Below are 22,765 nucleotides of genomic sequence, written 5' to 3' on the forward strand. Positions count from 1 at the left end.
ACTGCTGGAGATAGCGGGCGGTGCCCTTGCCAAGATTCAATGTAACAGCATGGATGGCGGAAATGGCCATCGCCAAACTCTGTCCCTCTAGTTTGCGGTGATGTCTTGCTTTGAACTGGAAACGCCAAAACAGACTGGAAAGCGGCCACGGACCAGTTTGCCATCCTGTCTGGTGAGCGTCTTAATCTCTCGCGCGAGTAGCTCCACTTACCGCCTCGCACACAAAATTGCGGACAATCCCAAAAGAAGCTATCCCCCTATTCGTCCCGCAACGCTCTCCTGCGGTAGGCATCGCCATACATGACGGGTGTACTGCTGATCTAAAGGGCGAACAACGTGTTCGTCAATTGAAGGCACATCACTACTCCCGATGTAACTTGCGTTTCAGCGGCTTCGCTATGATCCACCGGAACGTAGGTCGATCTCTCGTATAAGGTGTTTTCTTCGGGATCGTTTCACGGGCTCGCCCGCTGTCTTCGCATCGAAATTGACCGCCGTAGACGCATCCTTGGCCACGCGAAACTTGTGGCGAGTGCGATATAAGTGCTCGAACTCAGTCGTACGGGCCCGTTTCTGGTTTGCTCCGTCATCTGCGGTGACGGGGAGGTCTCTTGTAGCGCCTATATGAGCAGCAGCCGTTTGCGTACCCAACTGCCGCAAAAAGCCACGTCCAGTCACCGACGAGCGATCCCACCCGTCCTGTATCTTCGAGATTTAATGCAAGAGTAAAAGCGTTCCGCGGCTTTCCGGCGACAGTGCTAGTCCTCGCCGCTCGAAGATAGAGGGACTATCTTCATCGATCAGGACAGAGTCAACGAGCCTCACCACCCTCCTTATCCCGAGGCCGGATGGGAAGAACGACGTGCCGCCGCAGGCTTGTTCGATTCGATCAGTGACGACGCTCAGCTCAACGCTCTGCGAGCGCTCGGTGTTCTCTCATACGGCCTTCTCAAGCCGTCTTTGTCGTCGAGAGATTGCCCCGGCTAGTGCCCCGCCTTGTATCTATTCGGGCTATGGCCGATTGATCAATGAAGGCGGTAGCGTGTCTGGAATCGAAGTCAATGAACGGATACTGGCTTGCTGCCTAATGAATTTCCTCCCTCCGAGGAAAATACAAATTCAAACGTGCTCGAAGAGGCGTCAAACCACTAGCGGCCGGTGATAGCGCGAATTCGCGAACGAGATTCCATACATAGAAGGACGAGGCCGTTAGCGCTCACCACGAGCCGATAACCTTCCGCGGTGGCTAACCAGCCTGCTGACAGGCTTCTGCGGTTTCGATGGGAACGAGATCTGGTCCGTCATTTATCGGACGTCCATCGCAGATGGGCTCTTGCGATCAGCTATATCGGACCGCTGACCAGTGGAGATTGGGTCGCTCGCTCAGGAGCGCCGCAGAGTTAATCCGCCGGAACTCGAAGGTTTAAGAGAACCCTGCTCCTGCCGAGCAATTTCCTGCCCCGCTTTTACCTTCAACACTACTCACGCTCACCTTCCCTGATCTCTATCAGCGAACACCCTCTTAAGCCGCAAACGATGACTCCCGCAACAAGGACGATGGTGTTTCCATGCATCTCTCTGAGGCCGGTCACTCATGCAGAGCGATCGGGATTGCATCATCGTCACCGCTTTCTAGCTCGCATCTAACGCCGGCGCTGACCTTGTCAGGACATCAACCAAAGAAAGCAACCTGAAGATCGGCAGGGGAGTGTGGGCAGAATCAAGAGCACTCAAGCACGCCACGCGTTGCTATTGAATGCGAGTCCAATATTAGGGGTCAATACATTTGGATGTAATCAACGAGTTAAGTTGCGCAAAATAACATCGGTTTCGACAATATGCGCACAAGTCCACGATTCTCCGACCGATTTCGCGTGTTCGTCTGCCGTGAAACATTACGAAACGTCGAGGCAATGAAGCAACTCACTGTTTCATAAGTTCTTTTCCCAACCGAGTCGCCTATGTTTCACGAGAAAAGGGTGCTTCCGGCGCCCAATGCGTCCAGCCTCCATCTAGCGTGACATGAGACGAAAATAATTACCCAGGCAACGGCGAGACGTAACGTTTAATACGTAATATGTAGTGGGTAAACTTGCGATGTAAATAACAAAGCCGCGCCACTTTTGCGACATCCATTCCCGAGCTAACGAGACGTCCGCAATCAGTCTCGGGAGCCAGAACGGGTGTATAAAAAATTAGCCGTTGCGACAGCCACGGATATCGCAACGGCAGACAACGAACGAACAATTTCCGGTTGCTCACGCAGCGTCACAGCTAACACCGCCTCGCGAGCACATCGAGCAAAACAGCAAGACGTAAATAGACGTCGGGTGACCGGCAACGGCTCAGTTCATCCTGCGATCGTTTCATCCCCAACCGGTCCCAAGCTACCTGTGGCGAGCCAAACCATCCACGATCATTTACTCGCGGCCGCCTCCCCGCAAATCTCCCCGCTCTGATCGATCTGCTCGATATCCTCATGCAATATGCGCCGGATCTCGAGGATTGCCTGGGGTGTCTCCTGAACGCTATGACCGGCAACAATCACCTTCTCGGAAAGCGCCCCTGCAAGATGTGCGCTGCGATAGGGGACCACGCCATCGTTGGAATCTTCAAGCGGCCCGTTTTCGCGGCGTCTTGCGATGATCGAATGAAAGCACACCTGCGGACTGATCGGCAGCTGCGAAGTCGCACGAATGAGCGGATCGGTGTCGCGCAACTGTTCAATGCTGTTGGGTACATGGAAGGTCTGGCCCTGTGAGTCGATATTCGTTGCCGTTTGCAGCACGTCGTCGATCTCATTCATAAGGGCGAGCGGCAGGCGCACGAGGTTGGCAACCCAGCGCGAAAGGCGATTGCGCGCGAATGGTGTACCCCGGTGCGGTGCGGCAATGAAGATCGCGCGCTCGACTTGCGGCATCGGCGTGAAGCGCAGCAGGAGATTAAGCCGCTCATCCTTGCGATTGATGTCGGTACCCTCGGACACGAAGGTATCGTTGACGAAGTTCCATAGGTCGTCATCCGAACTCGACACGAGCAGTCTTGCCAGAACGCCTCCCATGCTGTGCCCGATCAGCACCATGCCATGGGATGCCGGCGACGTGCCGTCGGGATCGAAGTGGGTGAGGGTCTCCTGCACGGCCCGCCGGATCCGTGCAAGGTTGACCAGAATCGGCACATTGGTCGGGTAATAGACTTGCCACACCTGGAAGTGCTGACGAAGTAGTTCGTCGCCTTGAATATCGTTGGCGACATTGACCCATGCCTCAGGGCTGCTCGCGAGGCCGTGCAGCATCAGCACGATCCGTCGGCCTGGGTCGAACGGTTGCATCAAATAGATGCGCGGCCTATCAAAGCCGCGCGCCCGTCCGAACAGTGTGCGCAAGGACTGCCCGGCAAAACCGGAGCGGGCGAGCCAGATGCCATAACCCGCACTGAAATTGGCTGCGAGCGGCACAGTCTGGCCGTGTCGCTCGATACTCTCTTCGCGATACGGATCGTAGACGGATAGCACCACGTCATGCGAGCTGAGCACTTGCTCGAGTGAGCCCTGGCTGAACCACATCAGCGCCGTGACGTTCGGCGACGGCATTTCTCTGAAGGGCTGCGACGCTCGTGCCGACTGGGGTGCGGCGCGCGGCGACGTGCGCGCGTTGGCGCTGGCCTTCGTATTGGCGTTCGGACTCGTGTCGGCATCGGTGTCGTCGTCGTTATTCGATTCAGGCTGCGGCACGTTCATGACCGCGACGAGTTCCGCGCCGAGTCCGTCGCGGCGGTAGATGCTGCGTATTCCCGCGAACGAAAGCCGCGAAGCGGGGATCACTTCGCGCGGTTCGCGCACGCCCTCCGGCAGTCGGACCCGGCTCAGGTCGAGATGGATGTTCCAGCCTGCAATGATTTGCGTGCCCGGACTGCCGTCGCCGGAACTCGTATCGAGCGCGCCGCGCAGGAACAGCGCACGGGCAAGCTCCTGGACCGCGTAGTTGTAGTAGTCACGGACCTGTGTCTGTCGATCTTCGAATGCTCGTTCGCCGGCGGTGCGTTGACCCAGGAACAGAAACGCGTAGGCGAATCGTACCGCCCTGAGCCACAAATCAAATTGCGCGTCGCTCCATTCGGTGGCATTGGCCGGCGTGTTGGCAATGGCCATCTGTAAAGACAGTTCGGCCAGACTGGCGAGTCGCCGGTCGACGTTGATTCCGCCAACGGTCGAGATCGAATTGATGCAGTCCTGCGGCGCTCTTTGGCAAGTGTTTTCGTCAAGTGCGGCTATGTGCAGCGTGTCTCGTGTCGCGGCGCTCAGGCGGCCGGTGGACAGAATATCGCCACGTCGCATGGCGATGTACTGCTCGGGACCGAGCGAGCTCACCTGCACCATCGCGCAACCGGAGAGAAGGCCGGTGGCGAGCAGCGCGAGTAGCAGGCAACGCGACATCCATGATGAGAACGCGCGCGTCATAGTAAGTCGGGCTCATTGGAGTCGTTCGGCCACATCGAGGCGCTCGTCCGAACAGGTTTGAAAAACGGAAAGACGACGCGCGGCATTGGATGTTTCGCGCGGCCTGGCGCAGGCGCATGCTGGAATGACCAACGACACCGCATCGTCTTCAATAGATCGACCTCGATGGGCCCGATGATGCAGAGGCTTTCGTGGTGACTGGAACGTGGCTCGTTTTTTTGCGGTGCCGTGCAGTCGGTAACGCAGTCAGTCATCGTGCTGTGGAGCGTTGCCATGGCTGAATTGCCGGAAAGACTTGCCAACTTCCCGGCTCGCTGATGACCGGCCAGGTAGACCGGCAACAATAACAGATGCTCCGGTGGCCGCGCGCGACGTTGCGACTGCAGACGATTGTCTCTCACCAGACTCGGTTCATGGTCCGCTGTTTTACGCGGCGGATCAATGCGATCCAAAGGATATTATTTGTTCGCAGAATACTGTACGCCCAGCCAATTTCTTGTGCAAGAAGCGCTACCCGGAAGGGCGAGCATTGACTCAGACAATGAAGGAACGCAAGTTGCAATGGTACTCGCTAACCATTGGCGAAACACGGCCTTGTCAAAACATATATGGCGCTTCCATCAATCGGGCGTTTCGTGAATAGCACAGCGGAATAAGTATGCCTATCTTTCCATCAATGCAAGTCAAAAGAATCGCGGAATAGATCTGCAAATACACGATGGACACCGAAGCAATTGACGGCCGAAGTGGTAATCGACCATCATGCACGTGACCGACTCTGAAAGGGGACAATGACGCGCGTATGACATGATGCGCCCGCTACCTGAACGAAGTCGTAGCCAGCCATACAGCATCGCCATAGCGCGCCCGCTTGAGAAAGTAAAACACTCTGGCAGAGCGCTCTCAGCGTCAAAGGTCTTCTCGATTTGACGCAGTGGTGGCGATGAAACTCTTGACAATAAGTTGCCTGGGAACTTAAATGTTTTTTGCAGCGAGGCCAGTCTGCACGGTCCGGGTTCCATGCTGGCAAGCGATACGCGCAAGCCTTCGTTGTTCAGTCGAGCAAGAATCGTTAGATGTGCCGTGTGGAGATGAGCCGCCATTTTTTCAGTCTCCCAACAGCATTACCTCGCAGTTAGCAGTGCATTCTGCAGTTAAACAGGATGCCTGATAAGCGGAGTCAGAACGTCTTTGCATGCAGTGTTGTTCCGGTCACTGTCTTTTAACCCAAACGGGTAATCCTCCGGGTTGCCTTGATCGCTATGTCGACAATTGTTGTGGGTGTACAAACGGACGGGACTCAATTGGAATGCGAAAAAGCAACATGAAAAAAGAGGCACGAGCCGCGCAAGTCCCGATGGGCAGAACATAATAGTTGCCAATACACTGCTTTTGAACGACAGTGCCGGGGTGACAGGAGCGATGATGCAATCTTCCGAGTCGGACCCGGTCATGAATGTGCAGCGGATACGCGACTATCGCTCCGCTGTTTCGGACCCCTATGAATTTATGCGCAACGTGTAAAGCTCCGTTTGCTGGACGTAAGGCGCATTGCCGTCGCGTCTACGAGCGTCTACGACATGGGCTGCGCCAGTAGTCAGCCGAGAACGCCATGAATGCTAACCGCTCCGATGCACCGCCGGCTCCACGATTAGCCGGAGTCGCATTGACCTGTTGTGTGCTTGTTGCGCTTTCACTGTCGGCCTGTCAACGACAGGCTGAAACGGCGAGCGGCGATACGAGGCCAGCCGTGCAGCTTGCCAAGATCGAGCCGGCCGATGCGTCCACCATTCGTATTTTCACGGGGCGGGTCGAACAGACCAGCATCTCGCCGCTCGCGTTCGAGGTGTCGGGCCGCGTCGTCCAGATCGCGGTGCTCGAAGGCGCGACAGTGAAACGCGGGCAACTGATCGCGCGTATCGACGAAGAGCCCTACAAGCTGCAACTGCAACGCGCGAGCGCGCAGTATCAGCAGCTGAGCGAAAACCTGCAGCGCCAGGCGGTGCTGCGCAAAGATGGCATCCTGTCCCAGGCTGCCTATGAGCAGTTGTCGGCTGCAACCGACGCCGCTCGAGCAGCACGCGACCTGGCGAGCCGCGATCTGCGCAACACGCGGCTCGTTGCACCTTTCGACGGCCGGATCGCACGCCGCAACATCGAGATCCAGCAGGTCGTGCAGGCGGGGGCGCCAGCGTTCAATTTTGAAAACGTCGGCCGTGTCGATATCGGCGTGGATCTTCCGCAGAGCATCGCCGAGCGGCTCTTCGTCGACAAGACGCTGAGGGCCGAAGCGTGGTTGCCCGAGCGGCCGGAGAACCGCTTTCCTCTCGTCTTTCGCGAACGCACGACGCAGACCACGCCGACCTCCGCGGGCTACCGGCTCGTCTTCTCGCTCGAAGGACCGCAAAGCGCGATGCTGTTCCCCGGCATGGCGATGCGTGTACAGATCTCCGACACGGCGCGCCAGGTCGTGCAGAGCGAGAACACCTACTTCGCGATTCCGATGGCCGCGGTGTCGATCGGCGCGAACGGTCAGCGTAGCCTCTGGCGCTACGATGCCGCGTCCGGCCGCGTGCATGCGGTGCCAGTGAGCGTGCGCGAAATCCGCAATGACGATGCCGTCGTCGCGGGTGCGGTAGCGGAGGGCGACCGCGTGGTGGCAGGCGGCTCGCAGTTCATGAAAGAGGGAATGGCAGTTCGCCCAATGGATGCACCTCAATGAATCTCGCGCGCCCCCTTATCGAGAAGCCGCTGATCGCGTGGGTCATTACACTCATCTCGCTGGTGGGTGGCATCTTCGCGTATTACGGCATCGGCCGGCTGGAAGATCCCAAGTTTACGATCAAGACCGCGGTCGTCGTGACGCTTTATCCGGGTTCGAGCGCGCACGAGGTCGAACAGGAGGTGACGGACCGGCTGGAAAGCGCGATCCAGCAGATGCCGCAGGTCGAAAAGTTGACCTCGCGCTCGATGCCGGGCTATTCGGAAGTCCGCGTGCAGATTCGCGACCAGTACACCTCGGCGCAGTTGCCGCAGGTCTGGGACGAGTTGCGCAAGTCGGTTTCCGACGCGCAGGTGCGGTTGCCTCCCGGCGCCGGACCCACGGTGGTGCTAGACCGTTTCGGCGACGTCTACGGGATGTTCTACGCGCTCACCGGCGAAGGCTACACGCAGGCGCAACTGTATGAGTACGCGCGCGAACTGCGCAGACAGTTGCTGACGCTCGACGACGTGTCCGACATCGTGATTGCGGGCGAGCAGCAGGAGCAGATTTCGGTCGACGTCGACCAGTCGCAACTGATCGCCAATAATCTTTCCACCGACGATCTCGCACAGACGCTATTCCTGCAGAACGAGGTTCGCCCCGCGGGCCGCGAGCGGGTGGGCGATCTATCGCTGCGGATCGCGCCGACCGGATCACTCGATTCACTGCAGGCCATCCGTTCGCTGCCGGTCGGCAATACGCCGGGACCGCTTCTGCTCGGCGACATCGCGCGGGTGAGCCACGGCTACGCGACGATCCCGAATCAGATCATCCGCTACAACGGCCAGCCCGCCGTGACCATCGGCATCAGCGCGCGGCCCAGGGTCAATGTCGTGAAGGTAGGCACGGACATCGCGGCGAGGCTTGCCGAGCTGGAGCGTGACCGTCCGATCGGCATGAAACTCCACCCGCTCTACGATCAGCCGCGGGTGGTCGACGAGAGCGTGCGGGGCTTCATTTTCGACGTGCTGCTGTCCGTTGCGATCGTCGGCGTGGCGCTGGGTATCGGGCTTGGCTGGCGCGCGGGCGTGATCCTTGGCGTCGAGCTGTTCCTGTCCATCCTCGGCACGCTTCTGGTCATGTACGCGGCGGGCATCGAGCTGCAGCGCATCTCGCTCGGTGCGCTGATCATCGTGATGGGGATGCTGACGGACAACAGCATCGTGGTGGTCGAAGGCATGCTCGTGAAGGTGCAGCGGGGCATGTCGCATCTGCAGGCGGCGACCGAAATTCTCAAACAGAGCCAGTGGATTCTGCTTGCTTCGACTGTCGTCGGGATTCTGGCGTTTTCGGGTATCGGTCTGTCACCGGATGCAGTGGGCGAGTTCTGCGCATCACTGTTCGCCGTGGCTGCGATTTCGCTGCTATTTAGCTGGGTGATCGCGATTAGTCTGACGCCGCTTTTCGGGAGCTATCTTTTCAAGCCTTCGGATGTGGTGGACGAAGATCCGTTCAAAGGGAAGCTTTATCAACGCTACGGCGCTCTGCTCGAGTGGGTCACGGGACGGCGCGTGATCGTCATCGTCGCGCTCGTCGCGCTGACCGTGTTCGCGGGATGGGCTTTCCGCTTCGTCGAACAGAGCTTCTTCCCTGCATCGACCACGCCGATCTTCTATGTCGACATGCGCATGCCGCGCGGCGCCGATATTCGTGCCGTGTCCGAAAAGGGCAAGGAGGTGGAAAAGGTCCTGCTCAAACACGCCGATGTCGTCAACGTCGCGACGTATATCGGCCAGGGCGCCACGCGGTTTTTCCTTGTGTACGATCCAGAGACACGTGATCCGTCGTATGCGCAATTCATTGTCACCGTGAAGGATCAAGGCCTGATCGACGACATGATTCCGGACATCGAAGCGGATCTGAAGAAACGTTTCCCCGAGCAGCATTGGACGGTCACACGTCCGAATTTCGGGCCCGGCGGGGGCGCCGCGATCCAGGCGCGTTTCTCCGGTCCCGATCCCGCTGTACTGCGCCATTTGTCGCAGGAGGCGCAGAACGTGCTGAAAGCGGACGGCCGGATCATTGCCATTCGCGACGATTGGGAAAACCCGATCAGCATCGTGCGGCCACAGTTCGACGAATCGCGCGCGCGTTCGCTGGGTGTCACGCGCCGGCAGGTGACCGACACGATGGCGTATGCAACCGAGGGCCTGAGGGCGGGCATTTATCGCGAAGGCGATCAACTGCTGCCCATCGTGCTGCGTTCGCCCGATTACACGCGTGGTGTCGCGGGTCTGCAGGACCTGCAGGTGTTTAGCGCGGGGCTGCGGCGTTACGTGCCGCTTGGCGATGTGGTCGACGGTTTCACGATCGGCACCGAGGAAGGGCAGATCGCACGGGAGGACCGGATCCGCACGATCACGGTATCGGCCAATCCGATCTACGGGCAGAACAGTGTCGATGCATTCAACCGCATACGCGCAGGCATCGAAAACATCAAACTTCCTTCCGGCTACCGGTTCGAATGGGGCGGCGAACACGAATCGTCGACACGCGCACAGGAAAGCCTGTTCCGTCAGTTGCCGCTCGGCTTCATCGGCATGGCGCTGCTGGTGCTGATGATGTTCGGACGCCTGAAGCCCGCACTCGTCGTGCTGCTCGTGGTGCCGATGTCGATTTGCGGCGTGACGCTCGGCCTTCTGCTGTTCCGCGGTGCATTCGGCTTCATGGCGCTGCTCGGTCTGCTGAGCCTGATCGGCATGTTGATCAAGAACGGCGTGGTGCTGGTCGAGGAAATGGACGCACAGGTCGCCGCGGGTGTACCGCGAATGCAGGCGGTTGCGCATGGCGCGATGAGCCGCTTGCGGCCGGTGATGCTTTCCGCTGGTACGACGGCGCTCGGCATGGTGCCCTTGTTGTGGGATCCATTCTTCAAGGACATGGCGATCACCATCATGTCCGGTCTTGCCTTTGCCACCGTGCTCACGATGGTCGCAGTGCCGGCACTGTATGCGTTGCTGTTCTCGATCAAGCAGGCGGAATGGGAGCCGGGCCAACACCCGGATGCAAAATGATCCGCGCGCGTCCTTACGTTCTCGCCATCGCGGCCCTGCTGCTCGAAGCCGGCTGCACGGGTTCATTGCAGCTCGATAAGCCCGCCGCGTTCCCCGAGCAGTACTCAGAGGCGCAACAGACCGTGAGTACTCCGATGTCCGCGCAAGATCTCGCCACGTGGTGGACGCAGTACAACGATCCCACGCTGAACAGGCTCGTGGAGTTGGCGCTCGCGCATAACTTCGACATCGCCACGGCGTACGCGCGCGTCGACCAGGCGCAGGCGGGGATCCGGGCGGCTCGCTCGCAACTGCTGCCGTCGGTGGGCGCCAGCTTGAGCGGGGCGAAGTATCACGGCGGCGAGACATCGCTCGAGTTTCAGGAGCTGCTCGGGGTCAATGATCTCGATGCGCAGTTCTGGCGCGCTGGGCTGCAGGCGCAATGGGAGATCGACCTGTTCGGCCGGGGGCGGGCGCGGCTCTCTGCAGCACACGAGCAGGCACGCGCGGCCGCGGGCGATGCCGAGGCGGTGCGCCTGAGCGTGGTGTCGGGTGTCGCGGATCTGTACGTGACGTATCGAGGGCTGTTGCGTCAGCGCACGATTCTTCTGCAGAGCCAGGCGATCGCCGACGACTTCGTCAACATTGCCGAAAAGAGCTTTACCGCAGGGCTCGTGCTCAGCACCGACATCGAAGCGGCGCGCGCCGGCCGCGCGCAGGTCGATGCGCGTCTGCAAGAGGTGGAGAACGGCATCGTGCAGGCGCGGCTCAATCTGCAAAATCTGTGCGGCGTGCAGCCCGCGCAATTCGCCGGGATTCTCGACGAAAGCGACACGTTGATGACGGCGCTTCCCAATATCGAGCCGGGCCAGCCTGTCGATCTGCTGATGCGGCGCCCGGATCTGATCGCGGCGCAAGCGCGCGTCAATGCGGCGGTGAAGCAGTCGGATGCCGCGCGGCTCAATTACTGGCCGACCCTTTCTCTGAGCGGCCTGCTCGCGCGCAATGGGTGGGAGATCGCCGGTCAAGCCCTTGGGCCGAGCACGTTCTGGCTATTCGGCGCAGCATTGTCGATGCCGCTGATCGATTTTGGTGCGCGGCGCTCGCAGGTGGAATCGTCGGATGCTCAGGCGCAGCAGGCGATGTCCAACTATGAAAAGACCGCGCTCGGTGCGTTCTACGACGTCGATCGCGCGTTGGCGAGATTGAACCGGCAGGACGAGCTGTTCAAGGCGCGCAATGAGGAAGTCACGCGGCGCACCACGCAGTTGAGCCAGGTGCAGCGCCGGTACGAGGTTGGCGATACCGGACGCGTCGATATCGATCAGGTTCGGGTCGCGTTGCTCGAAAGCCAGTCGTCGCAGGTCAGGGAAGAGGTCGGCAAGCTGCAGGCCCAGTTTGCGCTGTTCAGGGCGATGGGCGGCGGCTGGTTGGCGAATCCGCCGCCGGTGGCGAGCACACAGCAACCGGCGGCGGGGACGACGCCTGCCACCGCGAGCGCGCCTGCTTCGGCACCGGTTTCACAATAGCCGGTGCACGATAGCAGGCCTGGACACGCCAAATGAAAAAGCCGTTACCGTGATATCACGGTAACGGCTTTTTATCCGGCTGCTTGGGTTACCACGTGCGTAGCACGGAAAGCAGCGAGTCAGATTGCCGAATTGCGCCGGTGACGAATCACCGGCGAACCAGATTCTGAATAGTGCCCTGTTACTGCGGAGCCGACGCCGACATCGTGGCCGTGGCGCGCTGACGCGATTCCTGGACGGACTTGTTGCGCTCGGCGCGCGCCTGACGTTGCTGCGCTCTCATTTTCGCTCTGGCCTCGGAATTTGCCGCGCGTTGCTTCTGGTTAGCCTGGCGCACTTCCATCCGTTTCTGAACGATCGGATCGCTATGCGTTGCACTCGCCGCGGCGGCCGCCGGAGCGGCGGCATCCGGCTGGGCCGGTTGTTGCGCAAATGCTGATCCAGAAGCGAAAACACTCAATACGACCAATGCAGAGGCGATTCCAAGAGTAGTACGTGCCATCATTTTGACTCCACCAGTTAATACGACTAATTACTTTACATAATTACCTGAAATGTGTTTTTTGTGATCGTGCCCCTGCTTGTCGATCAATCTTCTGTACCACCTGACACACCGTCCAATGCTTTCGCAAAACTTTCGAATTGCTTCGTCATGGCCGATGATCTGATTAGCAGCAAGGCGAACCAACGAAATGTAGCAGGGCTAACCCTTTGCATTTCTGCACGATGTCAGTGCCGCGGCGTCGCTGACTTGCGAATGACATCATCATTGCGAAGTCATCTTTTTCGCCAACAGCAAAGCGCGTGTACATTGCACGCAGGAGTCACTTTAACACTCTATTCGATTCATGCAACGAGTGTCACATCAGAGCGTAGGTAATTAACCCGCTATTGAGCATAGAACGTGTGAATTACTTGTCAAATCCTGGCGCGGCGCGTGCAGTGAAATGGACCGCGCGTGGGGCACGCATAGGCAATGCATGAAAGGTTTATTGATGCCACATCGCTGAAGATAATTTATTATGGCCCCGACGACCCATAACGGTGCGTAGGTCCACCCAACGAGGTATGCATACCGCGGTCCCCGTGCATCGAATTTTCAACGACTACGACTACGACGAGGACATTTCCAACTACAACGCAGGCTGCTGGATCGAGAAAATGGTTTTGTATTGCATGCGGAATGGATGACATGAATGCGGTGCACACATTCTGTCTTCTGAATAAACAGGAAATGCGCGCGACCGGCCGGAATTTTAGCGAGCGATGGCGGACTCAGGTACTCGCAGGCCCGGTAGCATCAGTCGGGAGGACTAATCGGAGTGGTGCATGGAGAAGCGCACCCTGTGCACGATGACTCCGCGTGAGTCCCTTTCTGGAAGAAATCAGCTTCTCTGAATGGTGGACCATGACAACTCAGGTCGAGACGAAACTGTCGTTGCCCGCATTGACCGCGATGGTCGTCGGGTCAATGGTGGGTGCAGGAATTTTCTCGTTGCCGCGCAATTTCGCGCGTGCAACCGGGCCGTTCGGCGCGATCATCGCGTGGTGCGTGGCGGGCATCGGCATGTATGCGTTGGCGCGCGTTTTTCAGGCGCTGGCCGAGCGGCGTCCCGAACTCGACGCCGGTGTGTTCGCGTACGCGAGAGCGGGTTTCGGCGACTACGCGGGTTTTCTCTCCGCGTTCGGCTACTGGATGGCGGGATGCTTCGGCAACGTGTCTTACTGGGTGTTGATCAAGTCGACGCTCGGTGCATTCGTTCCAGCGTTCGGCAACGGCAATACGGCCATTGCGATCATCGTCTCGTCGGTGGGCATATGGCTGTTTCATCTCGTGATGTTGCGAGGCGTGCAGCAGGCCACGATGATCAACACCGTCGTCACGGTCGCCAAGGTGATTCCGATCGTGATGTTCATCGGCATTCTGATTGTGCTCTTTCGCGCCGACATGTTCCACGCGAACTTTTGGGAAGGGAGTGGCGAACTGGGCGCGGGCCTCTTCTCGCAGGTGCGTGCCACGATGCTCGTGACCGTATTCGTGTTCGTCGGCATCGAGGGCGCAAGTGTGTATTCGCGCTATGCGAAGAAGCGCTCGGACGTCGGCACGGCAACGGTCTCGGGCTTCGTGGCCGTGCTGTGCCTGCTGGTTCTCGTGACGCTGCTGCCCTATGCGACCCTGCCGCGCGCGGACATCGCCTTGATGCGCCAGCCTTCGATGGCCGCCGTGCTCGGTGCGCTGCTCGGTCCATTTGGCGTGGTGTTCGTCAGCGTGGGGCTGATCATTTCGATTCTCGGCGCTTATCTTGCATGGTCGCTCATCTGCGCCGAAGTGCTGTTTGCCGCCGCGCGCATGGAGACGATGCCGCGCATATTCTCGCGGCAAAACGAGCGCAAGCTGCCGGTCGCCGCGATCTGGCTGACCAGCACCGTCGTGCAGATGTTCGTCATCAGCACGTACTGGTCGAATGATGCGTTTGCGCTGATGCTCAATCTCACGAGTTCGATGGCACTGATTCCGTATTTTCTCGTGGCCGCATACGGCATCAAGGCCGCGCGTCACGATCGCGAAAGCAGTGAGCAAAGCGGCAACAGCGCCTTGAGCGGCACGTTGCGCAGGGAGTATTTCATCGCGGCATTCGCGACGTTGTACACGGCCTTCCTGCTGTTTGCGGGCGGCGTCAAATTCCTGATGCTGTCCGCGCTGCTTTATGCACCCGGCTCGGTGCTATACGTGCTGGCCAAACGCGAGCGCGGCCAGCGCGTGTTCTCGAGCGTCGAGTGGGTCATCTTTGCGGTCGCGGTTTGCGGCGCGATTGCCGCGCTGGTTGGTCTCGCGACCGGCACCATCATCGTCTGAGGTCGTCTGAGGTCGTCTGAGCGGCCGGCGCGCCGTACTCGCACGCGCGCGCTGCGCGCATCACGCGACGAGCGCGGCGCTGCGGATACAACGGATGAAATAGCTCGCGGGCCGCGTGAGAATCGCGCTTTCGCGTTGCATCAGATGCAGTCGCGCGGCACGCGATGTTTCAATGAAGTCGAGCCTCTTCAGATGGCCGATTGCATTGGCGAGTTCGAGCGTGTGCGAGGCCCAGCCCATGACCACGTCGATACTGATCGCGAGGCTGTAAAGCAGCGATTGCGACGTGCAGCGCGTGATTCGTCGCGGAACGGGCAGATCTTGCTGCGTGAACAGCTCCGTCACGAATTGCGGATACTCGTCGGTCGTATCGGAGTGCAGCCATTCGGCGTCGCACAGATCGGCGAGCGACTTCGCTTTTGCCAACTCGCCGTTCGCGCGCACTGCGAATGCAAGCGGAGACGTCATCAGTTCGGAGCATTCGATCGACGGATCGGTGCTCGCCTCCACACCGGCCGCCAATGCGAAATCGAGCGAACCCTGGCGCAACTGGTCCTGCAGTTTCGTCAAGTTGAATTCGAGAAATTCCACCGTGATGTGCGGCATATCCCGACGAAATTGCGCATATGCATCCGGCAACAACGTGAGCGCCGCAAGCGGCGTTACGCCGACCGTGACGCGGCCTTCCTGCGCGCCTCGTTCCATTGCCATCTGCTGCTCGGCGCGCCCCAGTTCACCGACGATCAAGCGCGCATGCCGCAGCAGCGATTCACCCGCCTGCGTGAGCGCCACGCCATTCACGCTGCGGCCGAACAGCGTGAGGCCGATATCGCTTTCCAGTTCCCGAATGGCCTTGGTGACGGCAGGCTGACTGACGAACAGCGCTCGCGATGCGCCGACGATCGTGCCATGATCCGCGACGGCCACGAGTGCGCGGAGTTGGTGAAGCTTGATCGGCATTATTACCTTAGGGTAAATACTATAACTAACGGTTATTGGGATAAAACTTTATCATGTTTTTATCCGCCGCCGTTCCCATAGACTGGCTCCCAATTCGCGCAAACACCCTGTAATGCGCGTGTTTTACGGGCCTGTAAGAGGAGACGGCGTTGTCCCATAACATCAATATCGATCCCGCGATTCGCGAGCAGGCGGCCGAGTTCGTCGAGTTGCGCCGTCGCATCCATTCTCATCCAGAGTTGGGATTCGAAGAGGTCGAAACGAGCCGGCTCGTTGCGGAAAGACTGAAAGCGTGGGGCTATGAAGTGACCGAGGGTATCGGCGGCACGGGTGTCGTCGGTCGTCTGAAACTCGGCGATGGCACGCGCGCGATCGGCATCCGCGCGGACATGGACGCCCTGCCGATCATCGAGGACACCGGCCTGCCGTACGCGAGCAAGGTGCACGGCAAGATGCACGCATGCGGTCACGACGGACACACGGCGATTCTGCTCGCCGCCGCGCATTACTTTGCGCAAACGCGCCGTTTCAACGGCACGCTGAACCTGATTTTCCAGCCGGCCGAAGAAGGGCAGGGCGGCGCCGCGCGCATGATGAAGGAAGGTCTGTTCGAGCGCTTTCCCTGCGATGCGGTGTACGCGCTGCATAACGCACCGGGCGTGCCGGTCGGGATGTTCATCGTGCAGAAAGGCGCGATGGCCGCATCGGGCGATGTGGTCACGATCACGCTGACCGGCAAGGGCATTCACGCGGCGATGCCGCATCTCGGGCGCGATCCGATCATCGCGGCCGCAAGCATCGTGATGGCGTTGCAGACCATCGTCGCACGCAACGTGTCGCCGGGGGACTCAGCGGTCGTCACGGTCGGCGCGATCCAGGCGGGCAACACGCATAACGTGGTGCCGGGCACGGCCACGATTCTGCTGACGGTGCGCACGCTCAATACGGAAGTCCAGCAACTGATCGAAACGCGTCTGCGCGAGATCGTCGAGAGCCAGGCAGCCAGTTTCGGCATTACCGCGGAAATCGATTACCAGCCGGTCACGCGCGTGCTCATGAACACCGCGGAGGAGACGGAGCGCGCTCGCGAGGCCGCGGCCGCCGTGGTCGGCGCCGCCAACATCCTGCCGCTGCCGCCGGGCATGATGGGCGGCGAGGACTTCTCGTGGATGCTCGAGCAGGTGCCAGGCTGTTACGTCGCGCTCGGCAACGGGCACGAGGGCCACGGCAGTTGCATGATCCACAACCCCGGTTACGACTTCAACGATCAGGCGCTGCCGATCGGCGTCGCCTATTGGGCCACGCTCGTCGAGCAATACCTCACAGCCTGACATTCGCCAATCCGCTTTTTTCGCCGACCGGCGTGCCGCCGGGGTGGCGGCAAGACTACGTCCATATCGGGGATTTACATGAAATATAAAAAAACCGTTTGTGCCGCGGCCGTGGCGCTGTTTTCTCACGCGGCATGGGCTGACTCGTATCTTCAGCAATTGCTGTCCCAGTGGCCGTCGATGCAAAGCGCGATCCAGCAGAATGGCATTTCGCTCTATGGCGCCGTCGACATGGGCCTCAATTTCCAGAGCGTGAGCGGCAATTCGCGCTGGCAGACACAGAGCGGCGGTGTCCACACGTCGCAATTCGGCTTGTTCGGCCGCGAAGATCTCGGCGGCGGCCTGAAGGCGGAATTCAACCTCGAAAACGGCTTCATGGCGAATAACGGCACGTTCGGCACCAGCAATACGCTGTTCGATCGCGCCGCATGGGTCGGCCTCAATTCGGCGACGTGGGGCGTGGTGCGCCTCGGTCTGCAGCCGACCGCGACTCTGCCGCAATTCATCGACCCGTTCGGCGAAGTGATGACGAATTCGGTCGTCACGTGGCTCGCCGGCGGTGCGGTGCAGACGCCGAAGGGCGTCGGCTATAACGCCGACCTCGGCCCGGGTTCGAGCCAGGTGCTCGTGCGCGAGAACAATGCGGCGACGTGGACCACGCCGCGCATCATGGGTTTCGGCGCGACGTTCCTCTATGCATTCAACGGTCAGGCAGGCGTGTCGCCGAACGCGTCGAACCAGGGCGTGGTCGCGTCGTGGACGAACGGCAAGCTGTATGTATCGGGCGCGTATAACCGCGTGTGGAGCTCGGAGGTCGAGACCGCGTCCGGCGTGCAGACTGTGCGCAACGACATCTACGGCGTGTCGGCGATCTATGACGTCGGCAGCTACATGCTGTCGGCTGCGTTCCAGCAGGTCGCACCGAAACTCGAAGGCAACGGCATTGCGCGCTCTTACGTGATCGGCGCGACGGTACCGTGGGGACGTAATGCGGTGCGCGCGTCGGTGGTCTATCGCGACACGTCCGGCGTGCGTGATGCCGAGGGCGAACCGGCCAAGGACTCGGCGCTCGGCGTGATGCTCGGCTACGATTACTCGCTCTCGAAGCGCACGTCGCTCTATGCGCGCGCGGGCTTTATCCGCAACTACGGTATTTCCACCGTGATCCTGAACAACAACCCGTTGCCGGTCCAGACGGGTACGACGACGCCGGAACTGGGCACCACGCCGCTGACGGCCTCGGTGGGTATCTATCACCTGTTCTGAGTTGTGGCACGGCGGGCAGTCTCGTCAGTCTCGCCGCGCGCATGACCGATTAACCGCCGGAGTCATCGTCGATGTCATCCGGCAATAGACGACAGGAGATCAAAGTGAACGCAAAAAAAATACTCAAGCTGGCCGGCGCAACCGCGGTCGTGTTCGGCTGCCTCAATGCGCACGCGCAACCGCAGCAGGCTTCGAACGCGGCGGCGCAGGCCGTAGCGGGCTCGTCGCCAACGCCGGCCGAGGCGAAGGCGGCCAACCGGCAACTCGCGCGAAACGTGCGTCGCGCGTTCCGGGGCGCGAAAAACCAGGGGCTGCGCGCGAGCAACGTCACCGTGCGCGCAAATAACGGCGTGGTGACGTTGACAGGGAGCGTGCCTGTCGCGGATCAGATCGATCTCGCGACGAACGTCGCGAAGGGGGTGCCCGGCGTGACGTCCGTGAACAACCGCGTCGCAGTACGTAAGGATTTTAGCCAGCGGGGCGGGAATTAGTACAACGCCCCGTAAAACAGATTGAGTCGTGAGCGGCCCCGGTTCATGTGGGGATGAGCCAGGGCCGTTCGACACGCTGCGCCAGATCGTCGACAATCAACTGATCCATTGAAGCATGGAGGACGGTTGCGATGAGCGAAATCAATCTTTCGGAAATCTACCGCGGCTATATCGCCTGCCTGAACAAACAGGACTGGTCGAAGCTGGGCGTATTTGTCGGCGACGACGTGAAGTACAACGGCCAACGCATCGGTTTGTCAGGCTATCGTGAGATGCTCGAGAGAGACTTCCGAGAAATCCCGGACCTGCGCTTCGAAATTCAGATCCTCGTTTGCGAACCGCCGCATATTGCGAGCCGATTGCATTTTGACTGCACGCCGGCCGGTGTATTTCTTGGGCTTCCGGTGCAAGGAAAACGGGTCGCGTTCGACGAGAACGTGTTCTATGAGTTTCGTGGCGACAAGATTCAGCAGGTCTGGTCGGTCATCGACAAGGCAGCGATCGAGAGACAGTTATCACAGCGGCAGCGCTGAGTCTTCGCGGGCACGCTCAGTTCTGCGCGCCTGCTGCACGGGAGTCCTGCTCGCGCCACTCTTTACGCCGCCTCGTCATTACCCCAATCGCCCCCCGGGCGACCCGCCACCATGCAAACGGACGGGGGTCCGCAAGCATGCTCAGCGCACGAGCGTAGTCCAGTGTCAGGCCCGGTGTCCAAGCCATCGTGACGGCGCGTTTGCGAATCTGGGCCGCCACCCACAGCTCCGGCGTGACAAGTATCCGAAAAAAACTGGACCAGCCAGCCCCGCCTCCTCTCAGGCGGCTCGTTGCTCCCTCAATGGCTGCCTCGAGGGCGTTTGATACAGTACTCGAGCAGTTGCGGTATGTCAGGTTGTAGGTCGTATTAGCCCGATAGCGCTCCCAGAACGCGCTCAGCTTCGCCGGATCATAGTTGCGAATACGCACGCGCACCGTGGAGGGACACCACGCTTTCGACTCGGTAGCATAATCAGGCTGGAATACCCCCGGCACGTTGTTCTCTTCGGTCGCGCGCAGGATACGGCCGAACTCATCCGGTGACCGATCGATTTCCACGCCGGGGTACAGGCTGATATAGATGCCCTCGGGCGATTCCAGCGCCGCGTGACCCGTCGAGATGACACCGTTGACGTCGACGGCCGCAATGTAACGGTCAATCACGGGGTGGTTCTGTGCAGGCGCCCTGGATGAACCCGTGGGCGTCCATACATGCACGGTCAGGGCGTGCTCGTTATCCTCCGGCGGTCCGTCCCACCCTGCTACGTCGAACGTCTGCCTGGAACCGGTCTCGGCATTATCAGGTTGTGGTGAAGATTTCCCGGCCCGATTGAACGCCGGATTACGCGTGAGACGCCTGACGCGCGACGCAAGCGTGACCAGATTGAGACCGCCAAAAAGAAGAAAGAGGCCGAGGCCATATGGTAGCGTGCCGACATAATGAGTCGGGTAGGGTTGGTAGAAGAAAATCGCGATCAGTATCTCGACGAGTCCCCACCCGAAAGCCACCCTCCAGCGACGGTAGCGGACAATCCACGCGGAAAAGCACTGCAGCAGCCCGTCGACCAGAAACAGGGTGCCGAAAATCATCGACAGAACGAAATTGCCGTGATGATGGCCGGCGAAAATGAGGGCTGCCGCGCCGACAACGGCGAACCCCTTGACGTAACGCAGGACCCGCTGCCCACCGACGCCCGTCTGGGCGACGGCGAGCGTTGCCAGTCCTTCCAGTAGAAACAGCCACGCGAAGAAGTTGATCGGAAAATAGAATGCATTGTCGAGTGCATCGACAAACACGACGACGCCGGCGATCAGCCAGATGATACCGATCACGAAGATGGCGCGCGCACGCCTGCGGAGATAGTCAACGCCGAGAAGCAATAATACGAGCCGGACCATTCTTATGCCCTCATGCTGTGCATTCGTTCCGGAATGCAGAAAGATCACTTATGCTTTTATCGCGCGATAGCCAACACCGTGTCGCGACCATCTCCAATGATTTTGTCGCAATAAGGAACGCAAGCCAGACAGATGGCGGTATGGTACGGACTACTCACGCTGCCGACGAGTAAAACTGCTGTGCGGGAGTTTGCGCGATGCCACCTTCTTTCATCTGCCCTTTGACGATCATGTGCATGAACTCGATGCCGCTCAGAATGATGCGTGCACAATGGAAATTCTTGAAGCCCAGCATCGAGACCGTTCGTTCCCGGAACCTCAGCATAGCAGGTCCGTTATTGCGACAAAGCCTAAGACAGTCCCTTCCCGCCGCTCAGGCGGCATAGCGGATTGCCGTTATGAGGTGGGCCATCCGAGCTTCTGCGCTCGATGAAGCGACGCTCGCACGACAACGCGATGGAAAGGAGCGATCAGGGCAATGTAGGCGCGCCCCAGAAGACGATTGTAGAAGACGAGCGTCGTGACAATCAATCGTTTGGGTTGGCCTCGAGATGCCGGCTGGACGAGGACCGACACGCGGAAATCAAGATGCGTGTCATCCTCCCCGAGAACGATTTCGTCATCATATCGCTCGAATACGCGAAAAAGGCTTATCCGGTCGTCCCCTTTGGCCTGGAGGTCAACTGCTCTCTTAAGACCAAACGGCCACACTAGAATGTCCCGGAATCTCAGCAGCACTGCAATCCACGCGGGCTGCTGTGAAAAGACGTGCCGCGCGAGAGATTCTGCGTCGTCGAAGGCAATTTCGGGCAGGTCCACCGAAAACGCGTCGGCAAAATCAGCTCGGCCGTAGGACGAACTCAGCCGTGAGACCGGCGGCAAGTCGGCCTGCTCGATTTTCGCGTATCTATGCATGTCCAATCACCGGTGCGGCTCTCGAGATTCGAGACATTAGATCTGTGAGATGCCGCCGTCAACTACCGGCGCGCGCTCGTCGAAAACCGAGCTTAACCTGCCGGCGGCTCCGATTTGCACCGGAGCCGCCCGCCCTATGCGCCTTTCGCATCACGCGTGCCAAAAATTCAATTTGATGCGCCGGCTGAAGGTGGACTGGGTGACGCAACGCTCCTGCGCCGAGCGCGAAAAGCTGAGCGTGTTGGCGAGACTCACGAAATCTTCCAGCCATTTCAGTTCCATGCTGTGCGCTTCGTATCAAGGCTCGGTCGAAAGACCTTTGGGGCAGGCCTGGCTGAGTGCCTGGAAAACCATCTCCCCGATGCCGGGTAGCACGGTTTCGTTGGCGGAAACGGCTTCGCCTTCGGTGAACACCGCGAGCGTATAGCGCAGGCCCTCGGGCGTCGTCACGTGCAGCGCGTCGTGGCGGCGGTAGCTCGCGAGCGGATCGCGCGTCCAGCCGGTCCAGCCAGCTTTCGACCACACCGTGACGTTTTCCGGCAGCCGCTCGGCGAGATAGCCGCGCACCTGCGCGCCCGGCGTGGCGGCGAACGCGGCGTCGCGCGGACGCAGCAGGCGCTCGGCCATGCGCGCGGCGGCTGCGGGATTCACCATCGCGCCGTCCAGGATGCGCGCAAGCATCGAGGCGGCGGCGTTCGGCGTGAGGCGGTTATGATGGTTCTCACCGCGCCATTTCACGAACTCGGCTTCGCGGCCATAGCGGTCGTCGTCCATGAGTTTTTGCGCGACGTTGATGCCCGTAAACTCTGGCAGTCCTAACGACATGAGCCAAACGTTGATGCCGTCGCGGTCGGCGGCCCACTGCGCCATGACATCGGGCGCCAGCTCGATGTCGCCCGTGGTGCGCGTGTAATGGTCGATCAGATAGTTGGTCGCGGTGTTGCTCGACCAGCGGATCATGTCGCGTATGGCTCGCTCGATCTCCGGCGAATCGCGCAACGTGCCTTCGGCAAGCGCTGCTTCGATAGCCGCCATGATGAAGACCTTCACGACGCTGCAGGGGTAGAACGGCACGTCGCCGCGCCAGGCGTAGCCGCGCCACGCGAGCGGTGCAACGCGGCCGGCGGCGTCGTGAGGGTGCACGAGCAGCGTGAGCGCGAAGCGGTCCGCCGCGAGTCCGGCGCCGGAAAAGCGCTGTACGGCGTCGCGCACGAGGGTTTCACCGAGCGCGTCGAGAGTGGGGGTGCGATCGAAGTGCATAGGGCGGT

Annotated in this window: 13 protein-coding genes and 2 pseudogenes; 8 read left to right on the forward strand and 7 right to left on the reverse strand. The window is 60.0% G+C overall.

Annotated elements, in window-relative coordinates:
- Nucleotides 1–2,416 precede the first annotated feature (2,416 nt).
- Nucleotides 2,417–4,459 (reverse strand): esterase/lipase family protein, encoded by a 2,043-nt coding sequence (locus B9Z01_RS20330; protein WP_085486295.1) that lies wholly within the window; start codon nucleotides 4,457–4,459, stop codon nucleotides 2,417–2,419.
- Nucleotides 4,460–6,209: 1,750 nt separating this feature from the next.
- Between B9Z01_RS20330 and B9Z01_RS20335 the strand changes: the two genes are divergently transcribed.
- The 4 genes from B9Z01_RS20335 to B9Z01_RS20355 all read left to right on the forward strand — a co-directional run bounded on the left by B9Z01_RS20335 (nucleotide 6,210) and on the right by B9Z01_RS20355 (nucleotide 14,602).
- Complete coding sequence (locus B9Z01_RS20335; protein WP_085486297.1) at nucleotides 6,210–7,181, forward strand: efflux RND transporter periplasmic adaptor subunit; 972 nt, start codon at nucleotides 6,210–6,212, stop codon at nucleotides 7,179–7,181.
- The gene (locus B9Z01_RS20340) at nucleotides 7,178–10,237 is read left to right on the forward strand and encodes an efflux RND transporter permease subunit (RefSeq protein WP_085486299.1); all 3,060 of its coding nucleotides are present in this window, start codon (nucleotides 7,178–7,180) and stop codon (nucleotides 10,235–10,237) included. The genes B9Z01_RS20335 and B9Z01_RS20340 overlap by 4 nt, the downstream gene beginning before the upstream one ends.
- A complete protein-coding gene (locus B9Z01_RS20345) occupies nucleotides 10,234–11,745 on the forward strand; it encodes an efflux transporter outer membrane subunit (RefSeq protein ID WP_085486301.1) in 1,512 nt (503 codons plus the stop codon). Before B9Z01_RS20340 ends, B9Z01_RS20345 begins: the two co-directional genes overlap by 4 nt.
- 1,408 nt (nucleotides 11,746–13,153) lie before the next feature.
- Nucleotides 13,154–14,602, forward strand: coding sequence for a basic amino acid/polyamine antiporter (locus B9Z01_RS20355; RefSeq protein ID WP_085486303.1), 1,449 nt, complete (start codon nucleotides 13,154–13,156; stop codon nucleotides 14,600–14,602).
- Nucleotides 14,603–14,662: 60 nt separating this feature from the next.
- Here the strand turns inward: B9Z01_RS20355 and B9Z01_RS20360 are convergent, their stop codons facing one another.
- On the reverse strand, nucleotides 14,663–15,562 hold the full coding sequence (locus B9Z01_RS20360; RefSeq protein WP_085486305.1) for a LysR substrate-binding domain-containing protein: 900 nt from the start codon (nucleotides 15,560–15,562) through the stop codon (nucleotides 14,663–14,665).
- A gap of 149 nt (nucleotides 15,563–15,711) precedes the next feature.
- On the opposite strand from B9Z01_RS20360, the gene B9Z01_RS20365 reads away from it, so the two are divergent.
- The 4 genes from B9Z01_RS20365 to B9Z01_RS20380 all read left to right on the forward strand — a co-directional run bounded on the left by B9Z01_RS20365 (nucleotide 15,712) and on the right by B9Z01_RS20380 (nucleotide 19,183).
- Nucleotides 15,712–16,893 (forward strand): M20 aminoacylase family protein, encoded by a 1,182-nt coding sequence (locus tag B9Z01_RS20365; protein WP_085486307.1) that lies wholly within the window; start codon nucleotides 15,712–15,714, stop codon nucleotides 16,891–16,893.
- 78 nt (nucleotides 16,894–16,971) lie between these two features.
- On the forward strand, nucleotides 16,972–18,159 hold the full coding sequence (locus B9Z01_RS20370; protein WP_085486309.1) for a porin: 1,188 nt from the start codon (nucleotides 16,972–16,974) through the stop codon (nucleotides 18,157–18,159).
- Nucleotides 18,160–18,263: 104 nt separating this feature from the next.
- Nucleotides 18,264–18,650: a BON domain-containing protein gene (locus B9Z01_RS20375; RefSeq protein WP_244196090.1), complete on the forward strand. Its 387-nt coding sequence runs from the start codon at nucleotides 18,264–18,266 to the stop codon at nucleotides 18,648–18,650.
- Between the two features lie 131 nt (nucleotides 18,651–18,781).
- On the forward strand, nucleotides 18,782–19,183 hold the full coding sequence (locus B9Z01_RS20380) for an ester cyclase (protein ID WP_085486313.1): 402 nt from the start codon (nucleotides 18,782–18,784) through the stop codon (nucleotides 19,181–19,183).
- Between the two features lie 16 nt (nucleotides 19,184–19,199).
- On the opposite strand, the gene B9Z01_RS20385 is transcribed toward B9Z01_RS20380, so the two are convergent.
- The 5 genes and pseudogenes from B9Z01_RS20385 to B9Z01_RS20400 form a co-directional block, all read right to left on the reverse strand.
- Entirely contained in the window at nucleotides 19,200–20,582 is a 1,383-nt protein-coding gene (locus tag B9Z01_RS20385; RefSeq protein WP_085486315.1) for an HdeD family acid-resistance protein, read from the reverse strand.
- Between the two features lie 154 nt (nucleotides 20,583–20,736).
- Nucleotides 20,737–20,895: pseudogene (locus B9Z01_RS20390) on the reverse strand (IS6 family transposase); the annotation flags it as partial.
- 83 nt (nucleotides 20,896–20,978) lie between these two features.
- On the reverse strand, nucleotides 20,979–21,497 hold the full coding sequence (locus B9Z01_RS20395; RefSeq protein ID WP_085486317.1) for a DUF2867 domain-containing protein: 519 nt from the start codon (nucleotides 21,495–21,497) through the stop codon (nucleotides 20,979–20,981).
- A 159-nt stretch (nucleotides 21,498–21,656) separates the two neighbouring features.
- A pseudogene (locus tag B9Z01_RS36330) lies at nucleotides 21,657–21,779 on the reverse strand (LysR family transcriptional regulator); the annotation flags it as partial.
- Between the two features lie 15 nt (nucleotides 21,780–21,794).
- Nucleotides 21,795–22,757: a serine hydrolase gene (locus tag B9Z01_RS20400; protein WP_085486319.1), complete on the reverse strand. Its 963-nt coding sequence runs from the start codon at nucleotides 22,755–22,757 to the stop codon at nucleotides 21,795–21,797.
- Between the last annotated feature and the right edge of the window lie 8 nt (nucleotides 22,758–22,765).

Origin of the sequence: Paraburkholderia susongensis, from assembly GCF_900177725.1 — a bacterium.
GTDB classification, from domain to species: Bacteria; Pseudomonadota; Gammaproteobacteria; order Burkholderiales; family Burkholderiaceae; genus Paraburkholderia; species Paraburkholderia susongensis.